This is a genomic window from Planomonospora parontospora, assembly GCA_014647935.1.
GTDB lineage: Bacteria > Actinomycetota > Actinomycetes > Streptosporangiales > Streptosporangiaceae > Planomonospora > Planomonospora parontospora.
On sequence record BMQD01000027.1, the window covers coordinates 45294 to 62679 of the forward strand.

Genomic DNA, 17386 nt, shown 5'->3' on the forward strand with positions numbered 1-17386 from the left:
CGTGGACAGCCGGACGCCCCCCCGAACGGCACCCCGAGCGGCCTCCCGGACGGCGGAGGCCTACATCGTCGAAGCGGTCCGCACCCCGGTGGGGCGGCGCGGCGGCGGCCTGTCCGGGGTGCACCCCGCCGACCTGGGCGCGCACGTGCTGACCGCGCTGATGGAGCGCTCCGGGGTCGACCCGGCCGCGGTGGAGGACGTGGTCCTCGGGTGCGTGGACACGGTCGGCCCGCAGGCCGGGGACGTCGCCCGCACCTGCTGGCTGGCGGCCGGCCTGCCGGAGGAGGTGCCCGGCGTCACGGTCGACCGGCAGTGCGGCTCCTCGCAGCAGGCGGTGCACTTCGCCGCGCAGGCCGTGCTCTCCGGCACCGCCGACCTGGTGGTCGCCGGCGGCGTGCAGAGCATGTCGCAGATCCCCATCGGCTACGCGATGACCGCCGGGCAGGCGCTCGGCTTCGAAACGCCCTTCACCGGCTCGAAGGGCTGGCGGGCCCGGTACGGCGAGCAGGAGGTCTCCCAGTTCCGCGGCGCCGAGATGATCGCCGAGCACTGGGGCGTCTCCCGCGAGGAGATGGAGGCCTTCGCCTGCGAGTCGCACCGGCGGGCGGTCCGGGCGATCGACACGGGGCGGTTCACCCGGGAGACCGCGCCGCTGGAGGGCGTCGAGCACGACGAGGGGCCGCGCCGCGACACCTCGCCCGAGAGGATGGCCGGGCTGCGGCCCCTGGTGCAGGGCGGCCGGCTGACCGCGGCGCTGGCCTCGCAGATCTCCGACGGCGCCGCGGCCCTGCTGATCGCCTCCGAGGAGGCGGTGCGCGTCCACGGCCTGCGCCCCCGCGCCCGCGTCCACCACCTCTCCGCGCGCGGTGAGGACCCGATCCGGATGCTCTCGGCGCCGATCCCCGCCACGGCGCACGCGCTGGGGAAGGCGGGCATGGCGATCGGCGACGTCGACGTGGTGGAGATCAACGAGGCGTTCGCCCCGGTCGTGCTGGCCTGGCTGAAGGAGACGGGCGCCGACCCGGCGCGGGTCAACCCGAACGGCGGCGCGATCGCGCTCGGGCATCCGCTCGGGGCCACCGGCGCCCGGCTGATGACGACGCTCCTGCACGAGCTGGAGCGCACCGGCGGCCGGTACGGCCTGCAGACCATGTGCGAGGGCGGCGGCCAGGCCAACGTCACCGTCATCGAACGTCTGTGACCACGGATTCACCGGTCGGCGGGCCCGGTCGCGGTCTTCGGAAGGGCGGGCATCACCAGCGCCGCCGCGCCGTAGAGCACCGCGGAGGCGACAGGACGACGCCGAGCGCGTGATCGACCCGAGCGCGTAAGGCAGCATCGCCAGGCCGGTCTCCCGCGCTGCGCTCCTTGTGCACCTGCATCGGGGAAGGACTCGGGCGCGCCGTGTGAGTTCACCGGACCTGAAATGACCGCCTATCGCATATGAAAAGCGGAATAATAAGGGAAAATCATGGTCTCTGATCACCCGCCGTCCTACGATCTTCTCCTCGGCGCATGTCAACGGGGAACGGGGCACGGGGAACATGGACGCGATGCGGGACCGGCGGTTCCTCGCGTTGATCGCCGTGGCGATCGCGATCGTCCTGTTCGGGCTCTACTCGCTGGTGGCCGGAGCGGACGCCGGGGACGCCGGTGACGGCGTGGGCGCAGCCGAGCGGTCCCGCCCGGGCCCGGCCCGCACCCGGGTCATGGAGCTCTCGCCGGTCCCGGACTCCGAGCCCGCCCCGTCCGCCGTGTTCACACCCGCGCCTGCCACGCCTCCGGCACCCGCGCCCCCGACACCCGCCCCTGCGGTGTCCGCGCCCCCGACGCCCGCACCCGCGCCGCCGGACGGGCCCGGACCGGTCGCGGCGAGGTACTTCGACGCCTGGCGAGCCGGTGACCTGACCGCCATGGCGGGCCTGGTCGCCGACCCGCCCTCCGACTTCGCCGAGCGGCACCGCAGGTTCAGCGCCGAGCTGCGGGTCACGTCGGTCTCCCTGACCCCCGGCGCCCCGTCCGGCGGCGGGGACACCGCCGAGGTCCCTTTCTCCGGGGCGCGGGAGGTCGCGGGGCTGGGCCGGTGGGAGTTCTCGTCGGTCCTGCGCCTGGCGCGGCGGGACGGCTCCTGGAAGGTGCTCTGGTCGCCGGAGACCCTGCACCCCGCGCTCGCCGGCGGCGGGACCCTGCGCCGCAGGGAGACCCCGGTGCCCCGGCCCGCCACGCTCACCCGCGAGGGCCTGCCGTTCCCCCGCGACAGCAGGGCGGGCGACCACTACACCGGGCTGGACGGCACGGCGGTCGACGTGGAACTGGTGGAGGAGCCCTCGGGCCGGGTGCTGCTGGCCGCCCGCGCCCCCGAGGTGCCGGGCACGCGGACCACGATCTCCCGGGCCGTGCAGGCCGCCGCCGCCCGCGCCCTGGACGGCGTCGGGCAGCCCGCCGCGATCGTGGCCGTGGACGTGCCGACCGGCCAGGTGCGCGCGGTGGCGGACACGCTGGGCGCCAAGGGGGCGTTCGCGGGCCTCTACCCGCCGGGCTCGACGTTCAAGACGGTGACCGCCGCCGCGCTGCTGCGCACCGGCCTGACCCCGGACTCCCCGGTCCCGTGCCCGGGGGGCTACACCCTCCCCAACGGCCGGCACTTCGACAACGACGGCGGCGCCGACCACGGCACCGTGTCCCTGGCCACGGCCTTCGCGCTCTCCTGCAACACCACCTTCGCCCAGCAGGCCCACGAGCGGCTCCGCGGCGGCGGGCTCCGCGCCGAGGCCGCCGACCGGTTCGGCTTCCGGGAGAAGCCGGGCGCGAGCACCTGCCGCATCCGGGACGCCGTCACCGCGGACGACCTCGGGGCCGACGCCATCGGCCAGCACTCGGTGCTGGCCAGCCCGCTGTGCATGGCCGAGGTCGCCGCCGCGGTCGCGAGCGGCACCTGGAGGCCCGCGATCACCACCGAGCAGCCGCCCGCCGACGCTCCCGCCCCGGTGCCGCTGGACGAGGGTGTGGCGGCCGGCCTGCGGGCGATGATGGACGCCGCGGTCACCCGGGGCACGGCCGCCCGGGCGGGGCTGCCCCCGGGCACGGCGGGCAAGACGGGCACTGCGGAGGTCACCGGCGTGCCCTCCCACGCCTGGTTCATCGGCTACCGGGGCGACCTGGCCTTCGCGGTGCTCGTCCGGAACGGCGGGAGCGGCGCCGCCGTGGCGGCCCCGGTCGCCGCCCGTTTCCTCCAGGCCCTCTGAATCGCCTGGAACCCGTTCCGCGTCGGGGGAGGGGATCATCCGGCCGGGGTGCGAGAGGCGGACCGGCCCCGGGCGACGATGTACGGGACCAGCTCGCCCATCCCCCGCACGGTGAGCGGGCTCACCGGCCGCAGTTCGAAGGAGGCGTCGCCCTCCAGCTCCTCGGCCACCGCGGGCCCGGCGAGTACGGCGTCGGCGGGGGCGAGCGCGGTGAGCCTGCTGGCCAGGTTGACCGTGGTGCCGAACACGTCGCCCATGCGGCCGATCACCTGGCCGACGGCCAGCCCCACCCGCAGGGCGGGCATGCCCCTGGTCCGGGCGTGGACCTCCACGAGCCGCAGGGCGATCTCGGCCGCCGCGGCGGAGGTGTCGGCGACGAACAGCACCGAGTCGCCGAGCGTCTTCACCACCCGGCCCTCCGAGGAGGCGACCACGTCGGCCGACCGGCTCTCGAAGCGCTCGACGAGGCGGGCCAGCTCCGTCTCGGTGATCTGGCGGCTCAGCCGGGTGAACCCGACCAGGTCGGCGAAGCCCACGGCCAGCCGTACGGTGCTCGTCTCCTGGTCCACGACGCGGCCCGCCGCGGCGGCCAGCTGCCGCCGCCAGGCGTAGACCAGCAGCTGCTCCAGGTCCGGCACCACCCGGTCCGCCCGCGTCCGCCAGGCCGATGCGCGCTTGCCGAGCGGGACGCCGGCCTGGTCGAGGACCTCGGCCCCGAGTACGGCCTGCGACTCGGCCAGCCGGGCGGTGGCCCTGCCCAGCGACCGGGTCACCAGGAGCGCGTGCTCCTCGTCGTAGGTCCCGTCGCGGACCAGGCCGACCAGCGTCCGGAGCGCCTCGACGTCGGAGTCGGTGAACTCCACCGCGTCGTCCGGGACGTTGGCGAAGCCGAAGGCGCGCCAGAACCGCCGCGCGCGGTACATCGGCACGCCGGCCATCGCGGCCACCTGGTGGCTCGTGTAGCGGCGGTGCTGCCGGAGGAACGCGCCCGCCAGTTCGTCCGTCAACGGATCCTCGACCGTGGTCAACCTGCTCGTCCTGGCCCCCGAGGGGGAATCGCAACATACATCCTGCATGCTGCCAGATGCCAGGACGACCGGGACGCCCCGTCCGCCGATCCCCGTGCCGGAAGCCGTCAGACGCGCCAGGGCATGTGCTGGAGCGTCCAGGTGTTGCCGTCCGGGTCGGCGAAACGGGCGTAGTGGACGCCGCCCAGATCCTCGACCGGTTCCACGTCGGTGCCGCGCTCGATGAGCTCCATGCGGGCCTTCTCGATGTCGCTCACCACCAGGTGCAGGCCGCGCAACGTGCCGGCCGGCATGTCGAGGGACTCGATGCCCTCGGTCAGGGTGATCGAGCAGGCCGAGCCCGGCGGGGTCAGCTGGACGACGCGGACCCCGTCCGCGGGCCGCACGTCGACGTCCACCTGGAAGCCGAGGCGGTCGGCGTAGAAGGCCTTGGCCCGGTCGATGTCGGTGACGGGCACCGGGACGAGTTCGAGGAGGAACATGCCGGGGCGGACCGGCGGCGCGGCGGGGTCCGCCGGGACGTCGGCGACGTCGGCCGGGATCTCCGTCTGTGCGGGCCGGGCCGGGGTGGGCTGGATGTCTGTCATCGCGGTTCGCCTTTCATGGTCATCTCGGTGAGCACCCCCGCGAGGCGGTCGTACGCCTCGCCCGCGCCGCGTTCCATGGGGGTGCGGAGCACGCTGTCGCGGATCTCCCGCGAGGGGTAGCGCGCCGTGGTGGTCATCGCGGTCCGGCCGTCCCGCTCGTCGAAGACGGTCGTGACGAGGGCTTCGCCCTCCTCCCAGCCGTCGTGGACCTCGCTCTGGACCAGCCGGCCGGGCGCGTCGACCTCGTGGAACACCCCGCCGAGGCCCATCTCGGCGCCGTCCGGCCCGCGCGACACGAAGCGCCAGGCGCCGCCCGGACGCAGGTCGACCTCGCAGACGACGAGGTGCCAGCCGCGTGCGCCGTGCCACCGCCGGAGCAGCTCGGGCCGGGTGAAGGCGTCGAAGACGAGCCGGCGGGGTGCGGCGAAGGTCCTGGTGAGCACGAGGCCGGTGCCGGGCAGCGCCCGCACCGTCAGGCCCTCGCCCTGTTCCCGCCGCGGCGTCACGGGGTCTCCCGCTCGGCGGCGTCAGGCCCATCGTGGCCGAGCTCGCCGAGCAGGGCGTCCAGCCGCTGGTAGCTCTCCTCCCAGTAGGAGCGGTAGCCCGCCAGCCAGTCGACGGCCTCCTTGAGTGGGGCGGCCTCCAGCCGGCAGGGTCTGCGCTGCGCGTCGCGCCCCCGGGAGACCAGTCCGGCGCGCTCCAGCACCCGCAGGTGCTTGGAGATGCCCGGCTGGCTCATCGCGAACGGCGCGGCCAGCTCGGTCACCGTGGCCTCGCCCTCCATCAGCCGGGCGAGGATCGCCCGCCGGGTGGGGTCGGCCAGCGCGGCGAACGTCGCGTCGAGAACGTCGGCAGCCATTTTGATTACCTTTCGGTTTTATAACCAGATGGTTTTGTAGCGTGCCGGATCGCGGCCTGTCAAGGACCGCGGGCCCGCGACCGCCGGCACGCCGACCGGCGGATGAGATGCCGCCGGCGAGCGACGGACGGATGGGGTGCCGTCGGCGGATGACGGCCGCGATCCGGCGCCGGGGCGGTCTCATGCGTGTGGATTCACGGGACAGGCCTTAGGGTGCACAGCGTGTACGTGAAGATCTGCGGGCTGCGAGAGCCCGGGCATGTGGCCGCGGCGGTCGAGGCGGGCGCGGACGCGATCGGTTTCGTCCTCACCCGCAGTCCCCGGCGGATCACTGCGGAGCAGGCGCGTGAGCTGGCCGCGGCGGTGCCCTCGCACGTCCTGACCGTGGCGGTGTTCGCCGGAGAGACGCCGGAGGAGATGCGGGCGGCCGCGCTGGAGTCCGGGGTGCGCGCCGTCCAGTTGCACGGCGCTCATCCGCACGGGGACTTCACCGCGCTGAAGGACCTCGGCCTCACGCTGGTGCGCGCGGGCGCGGCGGGCGCGGACCTGCGCTGCGGCGCCTTCGACGAGGATCTGCTGATCGTCGACGCGCCCCGGCCGGGTTCGGGCGAGCCGTGGGACTGGTCTGCGGTGCGCGGGCGCCCGGAGGGCCGCTGGATGCTGGCCGGAGGCCTCGACCCGTCGAACGTGGCCCGCGCGATCACCGAGGCCCGCCCGTGGGGGGTCGACGTGTCGAGCGGGGTGGAGGTCGCGCCCGGCGTGAAGGACTCCGGGCTCATCCGGGAGTTCGTCGCCGTCGCCCGCGGCGGGGCGAAGCAGGCGTAGCGGCCGCCCCGGCCCGGGCGGGGCCGGGACGCGGGGCCCCCGGGCCGGTCGGCGGGAGCGCCGCGCCGGCCGCGTCGTCCCGCGCCGGCGGTGTCGTCCCGCGTCGGCGGCGGGCAGGGGCCCTGCCGCGCGGCTCCCGGTCAGGGGCGCAACGCCGCGAGCTGCTGCTCGAAGGGGACGACGGCATCGTAGGGGTCGGAGGCCCGCGGGGCGGGGCTGGATCCAGATCCGGACCGGCCCGCCACCAGGGCGGCCAGTTCCTCCGCCGCGCGGTCGATCCGGGCGGCGAGGCCGTCGGCGCCCGCGTCCCCGGCCGAACCCCAATCCTCGGACGCGGCGTAGACCGCGGTGGGGACGACGACCGCGCGCAGGTAGGCGAAGAGCGGGCGGAGCGCGTGCTCCAGGGCGAGCGAGTGGCGCGCCGTACCGCCGGTCGCCGCGATGAGCACGGGCTTGCCGGTGAGCGCGGTGTTCTCGATCACGTCGAAGAACGACTTGAAGAGCCCGCTGTAGGAGGCGGTGAAGATCGGCGTCACGGCGATGAGGCCGTCCGCCGCCGCCACCGCCTCGACCGCCTCGCGCAGCGCGGCGCCGGGGAACCCGGTCACCAGGTTGTTGGCGATGTCGACGGCCAGGTCGCGCAGCTCCACCACGCGCACCTCCACCGCCCGCTCTCCGGCCAGCTGTGCGCGGACCGCCCCGGCGAGCCGGTCGGCCAGCAGCCGCGTCGACGAGGGCCGGCCGAGACCGGCCGAGACGGCCACGATCTTCAGGGTTTCCATCGGGTTCTCCGGTGCGGTGGGTGCGGGAGGGCGGATCAGGCGGCGGGGCCGGGGGTCTCCCCGGCGGTACGGCGGATCAGGCGGCGGGACCTGTGGGGACGGGAGTCTCCCCGGCGGTCCCGGCGGTACGGCGGGCGACCAGGGCCGCGTGCGTGGGGCCGTCCGGCACGCCGGCGGGACGGCGGGCGGCGAACTCCCTGCGGAGCACCGGCACGACCTCCTCGCCGAGGATGTCGAGCTGCTCCAGCACGGTCTTCAGCGGCAGGCCGGCGTGGTCCATCAGGAACAGCTGGCGCTGGTAGTCGCCGAAGGACTCACGGAAGGTCAGCGTCCGGTCGATCACCTGCTGCGGGCTGCCCACGGTGAGCGGGGTCTCGGCCGTGAACTCCTCCAGCGACGGGCCGTGGCCGTACACCGGGGCGTTGTCGAAGTAGGGGCGGAACTCGCGTACCGCGTCCTGGGAGTTCTTCCGCATGAACACCTGGCCGCCGAGCCCGACGATCGCCTGCTCCGGGGTGCCGTGGCCGTAGTGGGCGAAGCGCTCCCGGTAGAGGCCGATCAGCCGGATGAAGTGCTCCTTCGGCCAGAAGATGTTGTTGGCGAAGAACCCGTCGCCGTAGTAGGCGGCCTGCTCGGCGATCTCCGGGCTGCGGATCGAGCCGTGCCAGACGAACGGCGGGACCCCGTCGAGCGGCCGGGGGGTCGAGGTGAAGCCCTGCAGGGCGGTGCGGAAGCGCCCCTGCCAGTCCACGACGTCCTCGCGCCAGAGCCTGTGCAGCAGCGCGTAGTTCTCGACGGCCAGCGGGATGCCCTGCCGGATGTCCTGCCCGAACCAGGGGTAGACCGGCCCGGTGTTGCCGCGGCCCATCATCAGGTCGACGCGTCCGTCGGCCAGGTGCTGCAGCATGGCGTAGTCTTCGGCGATCTTGACCGGGTCGTTGGTCGTGATCAGGGTCGTGGCGGTGGAGAGGATGAGCCGTTCGGTCCGGGCGGCGATGTAGCCGAGCATGGTCGTCGGCGACGACGGTACGAAGGGCGGGTTGTGGTGCTCGCCGGTGGCGAAGACGTCCAGGCCGACCTCCTCCGCCTTGAGGGCGATGGCCACCATCGCCTTGATCCGCTCGTGCTCGCTCGGCGTCCTGCCCGTGGTCGGGTCCGTGGTGACGTCGCCTACGGTGAAGATCCCGAACTGCATCGTGCTCACCGTCCTCCATCTCGTTGAACTTTCAACTTTCCTCAGCGCTGCAGAACGAGAGCGTATTCCCTCCGGCCGCCCTCCCGGCGGGCGCGGGGGAATCGTCCCGCTGGGAGCGGGTAGGGGCGCAGGGAGCCCTCGACCGGGAGGGACGATGACCTGCATGACCTCTGCGACGGCCTCTGCGACGGCCTCTGCGACGGCCTCTGCGACGGCCTCTGTGACCTCCGCGACCGCCACCCTCGCCCTGGCGGGGGACACCATGCTCGGGCGCGGCGTCGGCGAGCTGCTGGCCGGGCCCGCGGACCACCTGTCCGGCGAGGTCCGCGCGCACCTCGCCGGGGCCGACCTCGTCGTGCTCAACCTGGAGTGCTGCGTCTCCGCCCGGGGCGAGCCCTGGGACGCGCCGGGCAAGCCGTTCCACTTCCGGGCCCCGCCGCGGGCCGCGGGGCTGCTCGCCGAGCTCGGCGTCGGATGCGTCACGCTGGCCAACAACCATGCGCTGGACTACGGGCGCACCGCGCTGCTGGACACCCTCGGCCACCTGGACCGGGCCGGGATCCGTACGGTGGGGGCCGGGGCGACGGAGGAGGAGGCCAGGGCGGGCGCGGTCCTGGCGGCGGGCGGTCTGCGGATCGGCGTACTCGGCGTCACCGACCACCCGGACGACTTCGCCGCGGGCCCGGACACCCCCGGGGTCGCCTACGCCGGCCTGCCGTACGGCGTCCCGTCCTGGCTGACCGACCGGATCGGCGCGCTGCGGGAGAAGGCCGACCTCGTGCTGGTCACCCCGCACTGGGGACCCAACATGACCACGGAGCCCCTGCCGTACGTGCGCTCCGCCGCCGGGACGCTGGTCGCCGCGGGGGCGGACCTGGTCGCGGGCCACTCGGCGCACCTGTTCCACGGCGTCGCCCCGCCCGTCCTGTACGACCTCGGCGACTTCGTCGACGACTACTACGCCGACCCGGACCTCCGCAACGACCTGGGCCTGCTCTTCCTGGTCACCCTGGACGGGCGGGGACCGGTACGGCTGCGCGCGGTGCCGCTCAGACTGGAGTACGGCCGCACCGGTCCGGCCCGCGGCGGGGACCGGGAGTGGATCAGGGACCGGTTCACCGCCGCCTGCGCGGCCCTGGGCTCCGAGGCGCGGGAGGAGGAGGGCCTGCTCGTCCTGGACCTCCGCTGAGCGGCCCCGCGCCGGGGCGCCGTATCCGGAGCGCCGCGGCGGCCGCCCTCGGCCGGTGGTCCCCGCGCGCCGTCCAGCGGTCCGTCGCCGGAGTCGTGGCCGCCGACCAGCCGTTCGGCCAGGCCGCCACGTGCGGGTACGGCATCGAGGTGAAGCCGCGCAGCGTCCCCGATCGCTTCCGCTCGCCGGCGCGGTAGGTGATCGACCGCTCCGGGCCGGTCAGCGGGTCGACCCCGGCGAAGTGGTCCCAGTGAGGACTTTTACATGGTCACGGACAAGAGCCGGTGCCTAACGTTCTGCTCGGGCGACTCCAACCGCAAGGAGTGACATGAAACTGATCGCAGCGATCGCCGCCACGATGGTGCTCACCTCCTCCCCGGCCGCGGCCGAACCCGAGGAGAGCGACAGGGAGATCCCCCTGGCGCACATCGAGTACACGACCGGTCTCACCGTGAGCTTCTCCGACAGCCGGCCTTCCAACGAAGTGGGGATGTCCCAGCTCGGGATCATCGGCGGCGCGCCGCTCATCGACTGGGAGCGGAGCAACAGTTACCTGCAGACCTACCTGGAGATCACCCCGTCCGACGTGCCGGTGCCCCGGCGCCTCGTCGAGGACCACGGCACCGACCTCCCCGCCGAGCTGCAGGGGCGGCGGATCACCAGCGAGCCGGTCACCGTACGCGGCCTGACCGCTCCGGCCAGCGCCGTGCTCTCCGCGTCGTGCACCGCCGAACACTGGGGCTGGCACCTCTGGCACGACAACGCCCAGGCCGGCTTGGCTCCCAAGTCGTACACCACCCTCGACTTCGGCGGTTTCAAGGAGCGTCGCGCGGAGAGCTTCGTCTTCAACTGCCTGCCGGCGGGCTCGCCGAGTCATCTGTGGGCCCGGCACCGGCTGTACTACTGGAACGGCACCAGCTGGTGGAAGCACGCGGACGTGAAGGTCGGCCCGGGGCTTCAGTCGGAAAAGGTCAAGGGCACGGTCAAGCGCCACCGCAAGGTCACATATGACGACGGCTGGGGGTCCAGCCCCAACTGCCTCAGCGGGGCGTGCAAGTACACCCGTGAGGGACGTTTCACCAGCTGACGGGCGCGTGCGGGAGCCGCGGTGCGCGGTCGGGCCGGAGGAACGCGGGGCGCCTGGCTTCCGGCGGCCCCGGCGGCCCCGGCCGCCCCGATCGCGACGAGTCGCCGCGCGCCCCGAAGGATCATCGGGACGGGGACGGCGTCGATCGGCGAGGCGGACGCGGATGTCCTTCTGAGATCTTGTCTTGCTCCGGTCCCTGGGAGATGGTGGAGACCGTGTGCCGGACGGGAGGTGGCATGTCCTTTCTCACCGAAGACGACGTCTACGACCATGTCCACGGGATCTGCTTCAAGACCGGCCCGCCCGGGCTGACCGGCATCGAGTCGGAATGGCTGGTCACCGATCCGGCCAGACCCGGCGAGCACGTCCCCCTGCCCCGCCTCACCGCCGCCGTCCGGGCGGCCTCCCCGCTGCCCTCGGGCAGCGCCGTCACCTACGAACCCGGCGGCCAGCTGGAGCTCAGCTCCCCGCCCCTGCCCGGTCCGGCCGCCGCGCGCCGGGCCCTCGAGGCCGACCTGCGCCACCTGGATCCGCACCTGGCCGCCGCGGGACTGCGCCGCACCGGATACGGGCTGGATCCGCACAGATCCCCGCTGCGGCAGCTGGACCTCCCCCGGTACACCGCGATGGAGGCGTACTTCGACGCCCGCAACGCGGCCGGGCGCGCCATGATGTGCTGCACCGCCTCCATCCAGGTCTGCCTCGACATCGGCCGCGACCCCGGCGACGCGCGCGCCCGGTGGCGGCTGCTGCACCGGCTGGGGCCGGTGCTGGTGGCGGCGTTCGCCAACTCGCCTCTGTGGCGGGGGCGCCCCACCGGCCGGCGCTCCACCCGGCAGGCCCTCTGGGCGGCGCTCGACCCGTCGCGCAGCCGTACCGTGCCGGACGGCGGCCCCGACCCGGCGGCGGCCTGGGCGCGCTACGCGCTCGACGCGCGGGTGATGGCCGTGCGGCGGACCGACGGCCCGTGGGCCGTCGACCCGGGCCTGACCTTCCGGGACTGGCTCGGGGGAGGCCGGTACGGCCGGCCGACGGCCGACGACCTCGACTACCACCTGAGCACGCTGTTCCCGCCGGTCCGGCCGCGCGGCTGGTTCGAGCTGCGGATGATCGACGCCCTGCCCGAACCGTGGTGGCCGGTGCCGCTCGCCGTCGCGGCCGCCCTGACCGACGATCCCCGGGCCGCGGACGCGTGCGCCGAGGCCGTCGAACCCCTGCCTCCGGACGCCTGGGAGGACGCGGCCCGCACCGGACCGGGCGGGCCGGGGCTCGCCAGGGCGTCGCGGACCTGCTTCGCCGCGGCCCGCGACGCCCTGCCCCGGATCGGGGCCGCCGACCTGGTGCCCCTGGTGGACGCCTACATCGAACGCTACGTCGAACCCGGCCGGTGCCCGGCCGACGACCTGCTCTGCGAGGTGCCGACTTGACCACCGAGGATGTGACCACCGAAGGCGTGAACAGCGCGGACACGACCACCGCGGACATGACCACCGAGGACGGGATCAAGGAACGCGTCGCCGCCGAACTGGAGGCCGTACGGCGGCGCAGCCTCGGGCTGACCGTGGACGTCCTGGACACCGGGGAGCTGACGGCCCAGCACTCGCCGCTGATGTCCCCGCTGGTGTGGGACCTGGCCCACGTCGGCAACTACGAGGAGCAGTGGCTGGTGCGGGCCGCGGCCGGGGACGCGCCGCTCCGGCCGGAGATCGACCGGCTCTACGACGCCTTCGAGCACCCCCGGGCGGACCGGGTCGCGCTGCCCCTGCTGCCGCCGCGCGAGGCGCGGAGCTACCTCGACCAGGTGCGTTCGCGGGTGCTGGACTCCCTCGGCCGGGTCCGGTTCACTCCCGACCGGCCGCTGCTGGCGGGCGGCTTCGTCTACGGGATGGTCGTCCAGCACGAGCACCAGCACGACGAGACGATGCTCGCCACCCACCAGCTCCGCCGGGGCGGCCCGGTGCTGGACGAACCGGCCGTTCCGGTGCCCGGCGTCCTTCCCGGACCGGCGGAGGTCCTCGTCGGGGAGGGCCCCTTCACGATGGGCACGGACGGGGGCATGGACGGCGGCGGGGCCGGGGGAGGCGACCCCTGGTCCTACGACAACGAGCGCCCCGCCCACACCGTGCACCTGCCCGCCTACTGGATCGACGCCGCCCCGGTCGCCAACCGCGCCTACCTGGAGTTCGTGGCGGACGGCGGGTACGACCACCCCCGCTGGTGGACGCCCGCCGGGTGGGAGTGGCGCAACCGGTCGGGGAAGCGGACCCCGGCCTTCTGGGCGCGGGAGGGCGGGGAGTGGACGCGGCGCCGCTTCGGCCGGACCGAGCCGCTCCCGCCGGACGAGCCGGTGCAGCACGTGTGCTGGTACGAGGCGGACGCCTACGCCCGCTGGACCGGCAAGCGGCTGCCCACGGAGGCCGAGTGGGAGAAGGCGGCCCGGTTCGACCCCGCGACCGGGACCTCCCGCCGCTTCCCCTGGGGCGACGCCGATCCCGGACCGGACCACGCCAACCTGGGTCAGCGCAGGCTGGGCCCCGCCCCGGCGGGCGCGTTCCCCGCGGGGGCCTCGCCGTACGGCTGCCGGCAGATGATCGGCGACGTGTGGGAGTGGACCTCGACCGACTTCGCCGGCTACCCCGGATTCGCGGTCTTCCCCTACGCGGAGTACTCCGAGGTGTTCTTCGGCGGCGGGTACAAGGTGCTGCGCGGCGGCTCGTGGGCGACCCACCCGTCGGTGGCCCGGGCCACGTTCCGCAACTGGGACTACCCGGTCCGCAGGCAGATCTTCGCCGGGTTCCGCTGCGCCCGGGACGCCGCCTAGATGTGCCGCCACCTGGCCTACCTCGGGCCGCCCGTCACGCTGCACGAGCTGCTGCACGTCCCGGAGCACTCCCTGCTCACCCAGTCCTACGCCCCGCGCCGCCAGAAGCACGGCCTGGTCAACGCCGACGGGTACGGGGTGGGCTGGTACCACCCCGGCCGCACCCGCCCGGTCCGCTACCGCAGGGCCGCGCAGATGTGGGCGGACGCCTCCTTCGCCGAGGTCGCGCAGGTGGTCTCGTCGGCCTGCGTGCTGGCGGCGGTGCGCAGCGCCACCCCGGGCTTCCCCGTCGACGAGTCCTGCGCCCAGCCGTTCACCTGCGACGACCGGCTGTTCAGCCACAACGGCAGGATCGACGCCTTCGCCGCGGTGGAGGAGCGGCTGCGCGGCCTCGGCGAGAGCGGCGTCCCCGACGCCCGCGCCCCCGTCGACTCCGCGCTGCTGTTCGCCATGGCCGTACGGCTCTGGCGGCGGGGGAGCCCGCTGGACGGCGCGCTCGCGTCGGTCGCCGCCCGGGCCGCCGCGCTCGCGCCCGGCCGCTACAACCTGCTCGCCACCGACGGCGTACGGCTGGCCGCCACCGCCTGCGGCGACAGCCTGTACCTGCGGTGCGACGGCGAATCCGTGGTCATCGCCTCCGAACCCTTCGACGACGACGCCCGCTGGCGGCCGGTCCCCGACGGCTCCCTCGTCACCGCGGACGCGCGCGGCGCCGTCATCCGCCCGATCAAGGAGATCGCATGTCCGAACCCGTTGTCGAGCGCCACCTGACCCCGGACGACCTGGCCAAGTCGCTCCGCCGGGACGTGTACGACGGACTGGCCGCCGCTCCCCGGACGCTGCCGCCCAAGTGGTTCTACGACGAGCGCGGCAGCGGGCTGTTCGAGGAGATCACCCGGCTGGAAGAGTACTACCTCACCCGCGCCGAGAAGGCGATCCTGCGCGGGCGGGCGGCCGAGGTCGCCGCCGAGACCGGGGCCGACACGCTCATCGAGCTGGGTGCGGGCTCGGGGGAGAAGACCCGGCTGCTGCTCGGCGCGCTGCGCTCGGCCGGCACGCTCCGGCGGTACGTGCCGGTCGACGTCAGCGGTGACTTCCTGGCCGCCTCCGCCCGGCGGATCGGCGCCGAGTACCCGGGCCTGTCTGTGCGGGCGATCGTCGCCGACTTCGAACGGCACCTGGACGTCCTGCCGGACGGGGGCAGGAGACTGGTCGCCTTCCTGGGCTCGACCGTCGGCAACCTGTCCCCGGCGGAGCGCCGGTCGTTCTACGGGGGACTGCGCGCGGCGCTGGGGCCCGGCGACTCCCTGCTGCTCGGGTTCGACCTGGTCAAGGATCCGGTCCGGCTGCTCGCCGCCTACGACGACGCACAGGGGGTCACCGCCGAGTTCAACCGGAACGTGCTGCGCGTCGTCAACCGGGAGCTGGGCGCGGACTTCGTGCCCGAGGCGTTCGAGCACGTCGCCGTCTGGGACGCCGAGGCCGAGTGGATGGAGATGCGCCTGCGCTCCGCGACCGGCCAGCGGGTGCGCATCCCCGACCTGGACCTGGAGCTGGACTTCGCGGCGGGGGAGGAGATCCGTACCGAGATCTCCGCCAAGTTCCGGCTCGCGGGCGTGCGCGCCGAGCTGGAGGGCGCCGGGTTCGCCGTGGAGCACTGGTGGACCGACCCGCCGGGCGACTTCGCCCTGTGCGTCGCCGGAGTCGGGGAGAATGGCGGGTCGGCTTGAGATCCGGCCGCGGGCCGGTGTCCGGGACGGGGCGGCGGCTCCGACGTCTCCGGTGAGGGCGCCGGAGAACCGGTGCCGGAAGCGGAGGAGAGACCGTGAAGTACATGATCCTGACCTACGCCTCGCAGCGGGACTACGACGCCATGGCGGGCCGGCCCGGTGAGCCGGGCGCCTGGTCCGCGGAGGACTTCGCGGCGATGGGCGCGTTCATGGAGTCCTTCAACAAGGACCTGGAGGAGTCCGGCGAGCTCGTCGAGACGCGGGGCCTGACCGCCCCGGTCCACACCCGCAGGGTCGGGCCGCTGCGGGAGGGCGTGCCGGTCGTGACGGACGGGCCGTACGCCGAGACCCAGGAGGTCCTGGCGGGCTACTGGATCGTGGAGTGCGAGAGCTTCGACCGGGCGACCGAGATCGCGGCCCGGTTGGCGGAGTGCCCGGCCCCGGCCGACGTCGTCGCGCGCGCGGTGGCGGACGTGCGGCCGCTCGCCGACTCCCAGGGCGACCTGGGGTTCTGATCCCCGCCATGCCCGGTTCCGAGGTCGAGGACCTGCTGCGCCCGCTGGCGCCGCAGGTCCTCGGCGCGCTGGTACGGCGCTACGGGCACTTCGACACCGCCGAGGACGCGGTGCAGGAGGCGCTCCTGGCGGCCGCCGTGCAGTGGCCCCGCGAGGGCGTCCCCGGCAACCCCCGGGGGTGGCTGATCACGGTCGCCTCGCGCCGGCTGACCGACCTGCTCCGCAGTGAGCAGGCCCGGCGGAACCGCGAGGACGCCGTCACCCGGTGGACGCCTCCCGGCGGATGGACGGCGCCCGCCGCCGACCGGCCGCCCCCGGAGGGTGACGACACGCTGATCCTGCTGTTCATGTGCTGCCACCCCGCGCTCTCCCCGGCGTCGCAGATCGCGCTCACCCTGCGGGCGGTCGGCGGCCTGTCCACCGCGGAGGTCGCCCGCGCGTTCCTGGTGCCGGAGGCGGCCATGACCCGGCGGATCAGCCGGGCCAAGCAGCGGATCAAGGACAGCGGCGCGCCCTTCCGGATGCCCTCGCCCGGGGAGCGCGCCGAGCGGCTCGGCGCGGTGCTCCACGTGCTCTACCTGGTCTTCAACGAGGGCTACACCAGCACGTCGGGACCGGACCTGTACCGCGCCGAGCTCTCGGCGGAGGCGATCCGGCTGACCCGCACGGTCCACCGGCTGCTGCCCGGAGACGGCGAGGTGGCGGGGCTGCTCGCGCTGATGCTGCTCACCGACGCGCGGCGGCCGGCGCGCACCGGGCCGGACGGCGGGCTGGTCCCGATGGCCGAGCAGGACCGGGGCCGGTGGGACGCCGGGGCCGTCGCCGAGGGCGTGGCCCTCATCACCGAGTCCCTCCCCCGGGGACCGGTCGGCCCCTACCAGCTCCAGGCGGCGATCGCCGCGGTCCACGCGGAGGCGCCGAGCGCCGCGGAGACCGACTGGCCGCAGATCGCGGCGCTGTACGAGCTGCTGATGCGGGTCTCCGGCGGTCCCGTCGTGGCGCTGAACCACGCCGTGGCGGTGGCGATGGCCCGCGGCGCGCACGAGGGGCTGGACCTGGTCGAGAAGCTCGGGGCGGACAAGCGGATCGCCGGGGATCACCGGCTGCACGCGGTCCGGGCGCACCTGCTGGAGGAGGCCGGCGACCGCGCGGCGGCGTACGAGGCCTACCTGGAGGCGGCCCGGCGGGCGACCGGCCTGGCCCAGCAGCGCTACCTGCACGCCCGCGCGGCCCGGCTGGCCGGCGGCCCGGCCCTGCCCGGATCCACCGGAGCCATCGTCTCCTGAGCTCCGCACCGGCGCCCCTAGCGTGCCGGGCGGCCAGTGGTGACGGGCAGCGCGACCGGCCGGTGGACCAGGCCGTCGGTCCAGGCCACCTCTTCCAGCGGGACGGCCGGCCGGAGCGCGGGGTGCCGGGTGGCCAGGGCCCCGATCGCCTCGGTCAGCTCGACCCTGGCGAGGCTGGCGGCCAGGCAGCGGTGCGGGCCGTACCCGAACGCCACATGCGGGTGGGGAGGATGTCCG

The 17386-nt window shown here is 74.7% G+C and carries 17 protein-coding genes and 1 pseudogene; 11 read left to right on the forward strand and 7 right to left on the reverse strand.

Going from position 1 to position 17386, the window contains the following annotated elements; translation table 11 throughout:
- The first annotated feature begins 1 nt into the window (after position 1).
- Entirely contained in the window at positions 2–1201 is a 1200-nt protein-coding gene (locus IEZ07_RS29925; protein WP_191897849.1) for an acetyl-CoA C-acetyltransferase, read from the forward strand.
- 352 nt (positions 1202–1553) lie between these two features.
- On the forward strand, positions 1554–3245 hold the full coding sequence (locus IEZ07_RS29930) for a penicillin-binding transpeptidase domain-containing protein (protein ID WP_191897850.1): 1692 nt from the start codon (positions 1554–1556) through the stop codon (positions 3243–3245).
- A 35-nt stretch (positions 3246–3280) separates the two neighbouring features.
- Here the strand turns inward: IEZ07_RS29930 and IEZ07_RS29935 are convergent, their stop codons facing one another.
- From IEZ07_RS29935 to IEZ07_RS29950, 4 genes are all read right to left on the reverse strand, one after another.
- Complete coding sequence (locus IEZ07_RS29935) at positions 3281–4273, reverse strand: adenylate/guanylate cyclase domain-containing protein (RefSeq protein ID WP_191897851.1); 993 nt, start codon at positions 4271–4273, stop codon at positions 3281–3283.
- A gap of 107 nt (positions 4274–4380) precedes the next feature.
- A complete protein-coding gene (locus IEZ07_RS29940; protein WP_239320943.1) occupies positions 4381–4860 on the reverse strand; it encodes a VOC family protein in 480 nt (159 codons plus the stop codon).
- Positions 4857–5366, reverse strand: coding sequence for an SRPBCC family protein (locus IEZ07_RS29945; RefSeq protein WP_239320946.1), 510 nt, complete (start codon positions 5364–5366; stop codon positions 4857–4859). The genes IEZ07_RS29940 and IEZ07_RS29945 overlap by 4 nt, the downstream gene beginning before the upstream one ends.
- Positions 5363–5719, reverse strand: coding sequence for an ArsR/SmtB family transcription factor (locus IEZ07_RS29950; protein WP_191897852.1), 357 nt, complete (start codon positions 5717–5719; stop codon positions 5363–5365). Before IEZ07_RS29950 ends, IEZ07_RS29945 begins: the two co-directional genes overlap by 4 nt.
- Positions 5720–5941: 222 nt before the next feature.
- Here IEZ07_RS29950 and IEZ07_RS29955 point away from each other — a divergent pair, with 222 nt between their 5' ends.
- Positions 5942–6544, forward strand: coding sequence for a phosphoribosylanthranilate isomerase (locus IEZ07_RS29955; protein ID WP_191897853.1), 603 nt, complete (start codon positions 5942–5944; stop codon positions 6542–6544).
- A 140-nt stretch (positions 6545–6684) separates the two neighbouring features.
- Here IEZ07_RS29955 and IEZ07_RS29960 read toward each other — a convergent pair whose 3' ends face one another.
- Positions 6685–7326: an FMN reductase gene (locus IEZ07_RS29960; RefSeq protein WP_191897854.1), complete on the reverse strand. Its 642-nt coding sequence runs from the start codon at positions 7324–7326 to the stop codon at positions 6685–6687.
- Positions 7327–7402: 76 nt separating this feature from the next.
- A complete protein-coding gene (locus tag IEZ07_RS29965) occupies positions 7403–8521 on the reverse strand; it encodes an LLM class flavin-dependent oxidoreductase (protein ID WP_068901940.1) in 1119 nt (372 codons plus the stop codon).
- 220 nt (positions 8522–8741) lie between these two features.
- Between IEZ07_RS29965 and IEZ07_RS29970 the strand changes: the two genes are divergently transcribed.
- The 8 genes from IEZ07_RS29970 (at position 8742) to IEZ07_RS30005 (ending at position 17149) form a co-directional block, all read left to right on the forward strand.
- Positions 8742–9710, forward strand: a complete 969-nt coding sequence (locus tag IEZ07_RS29970) for a CapA family protein (protein WP_239320949.1) — start codon at positions 8742–8744, stop codon at positions 9708–9710.
- 328 nt (positions 9711–10038) lie between these two features.
- Positions 10039–10797: a hypothetical protein gene (locus IEZ07_RS29975; protein WP_191897856.1), complete on the forward strand. Its 759-nt coding sequence runs from the start codon at positions 10039–10041 to the stop codon at positions 10795–10797.
- Between the two features lie 236 nt (positions 10798–11033).
- Entirely contained in the window at positions 11034–12224 is a 1191-nt protein-coding gene (gene egtA / locus IEZ07_RS29980) for an ergothioneine biosynthesis glutamate--cysteine ligase EgtA (RefSeq protein WP_191897857.1), read from the forward strand.
- 56 nt (positions 12225–12280) lie between these two features.
- Positions 12281–13618: an ergothioneine biosynthesis protein EgtB gene (gene egtB / locus IEZ07_RS29985; RefSeq protein ID WP_191897871.1), complete on the forward strand. Its 1338-nt coding sequence runs from the start codon at positions 12281–12283 to the stop codon at positions 13616–13618.
- Positions 13619–14389, forward strand: coding sequence for an ergothioneine biosynthesis protein EgtC (egtC, locus tag IEZ07_RS29990; protein ID WP_191897858.1), 771 nt, complete (start codon positions 13619–13621; stop codon positions 14387–14389).
- Positions 14359–15348 (forward strand): L-histidine N(alpha)-methyltransferase, encoded by a 990-nt coding sequence (egtD, locus tag IEZ07_RS29995; protein WP_191897859.1) that lies wholly within the window; start codon positions 14359–14361, stop codon positions 15346–15348. The genes egtC and egtD overlap by 31 nt, the downstream gene beginning before the upstream one ends.
- 104 nt (positions 15349–15452) lie before the next feature.
- Positions 15453–15863 (forward strand): YciI family protein, encoded by a 411-nt coding sequence (locus IEZ07_RS30000; RefSeq protein WP_239320961.1) that lies wholly within the window; start codon positions 15453–15455, stop codon positions 15861–15863.
- Between the two features lie 8 nt (positions 15864–15871).
- Positions 15872–17149, forward strand: coding sequence for an RNA polymerase sigma factor (locus IEZ07_RS30005; RefSeq protein ID WP_191897861.1), 1278 nt, complete (start codon positions 15872–15874; stop codon positions 17147–17149).
- 17 nt (positions 17150–17166) lie between these two features.
- Here the strand turns inward: IEZ07_RS30005 and IEZ07_RS30010 are convergent.
- Positions 17167–17386 (reverse strand): annotated as a pseudogene (locus IEZ07_RS30010) (cytochrome P450); the annotation flags it as partial.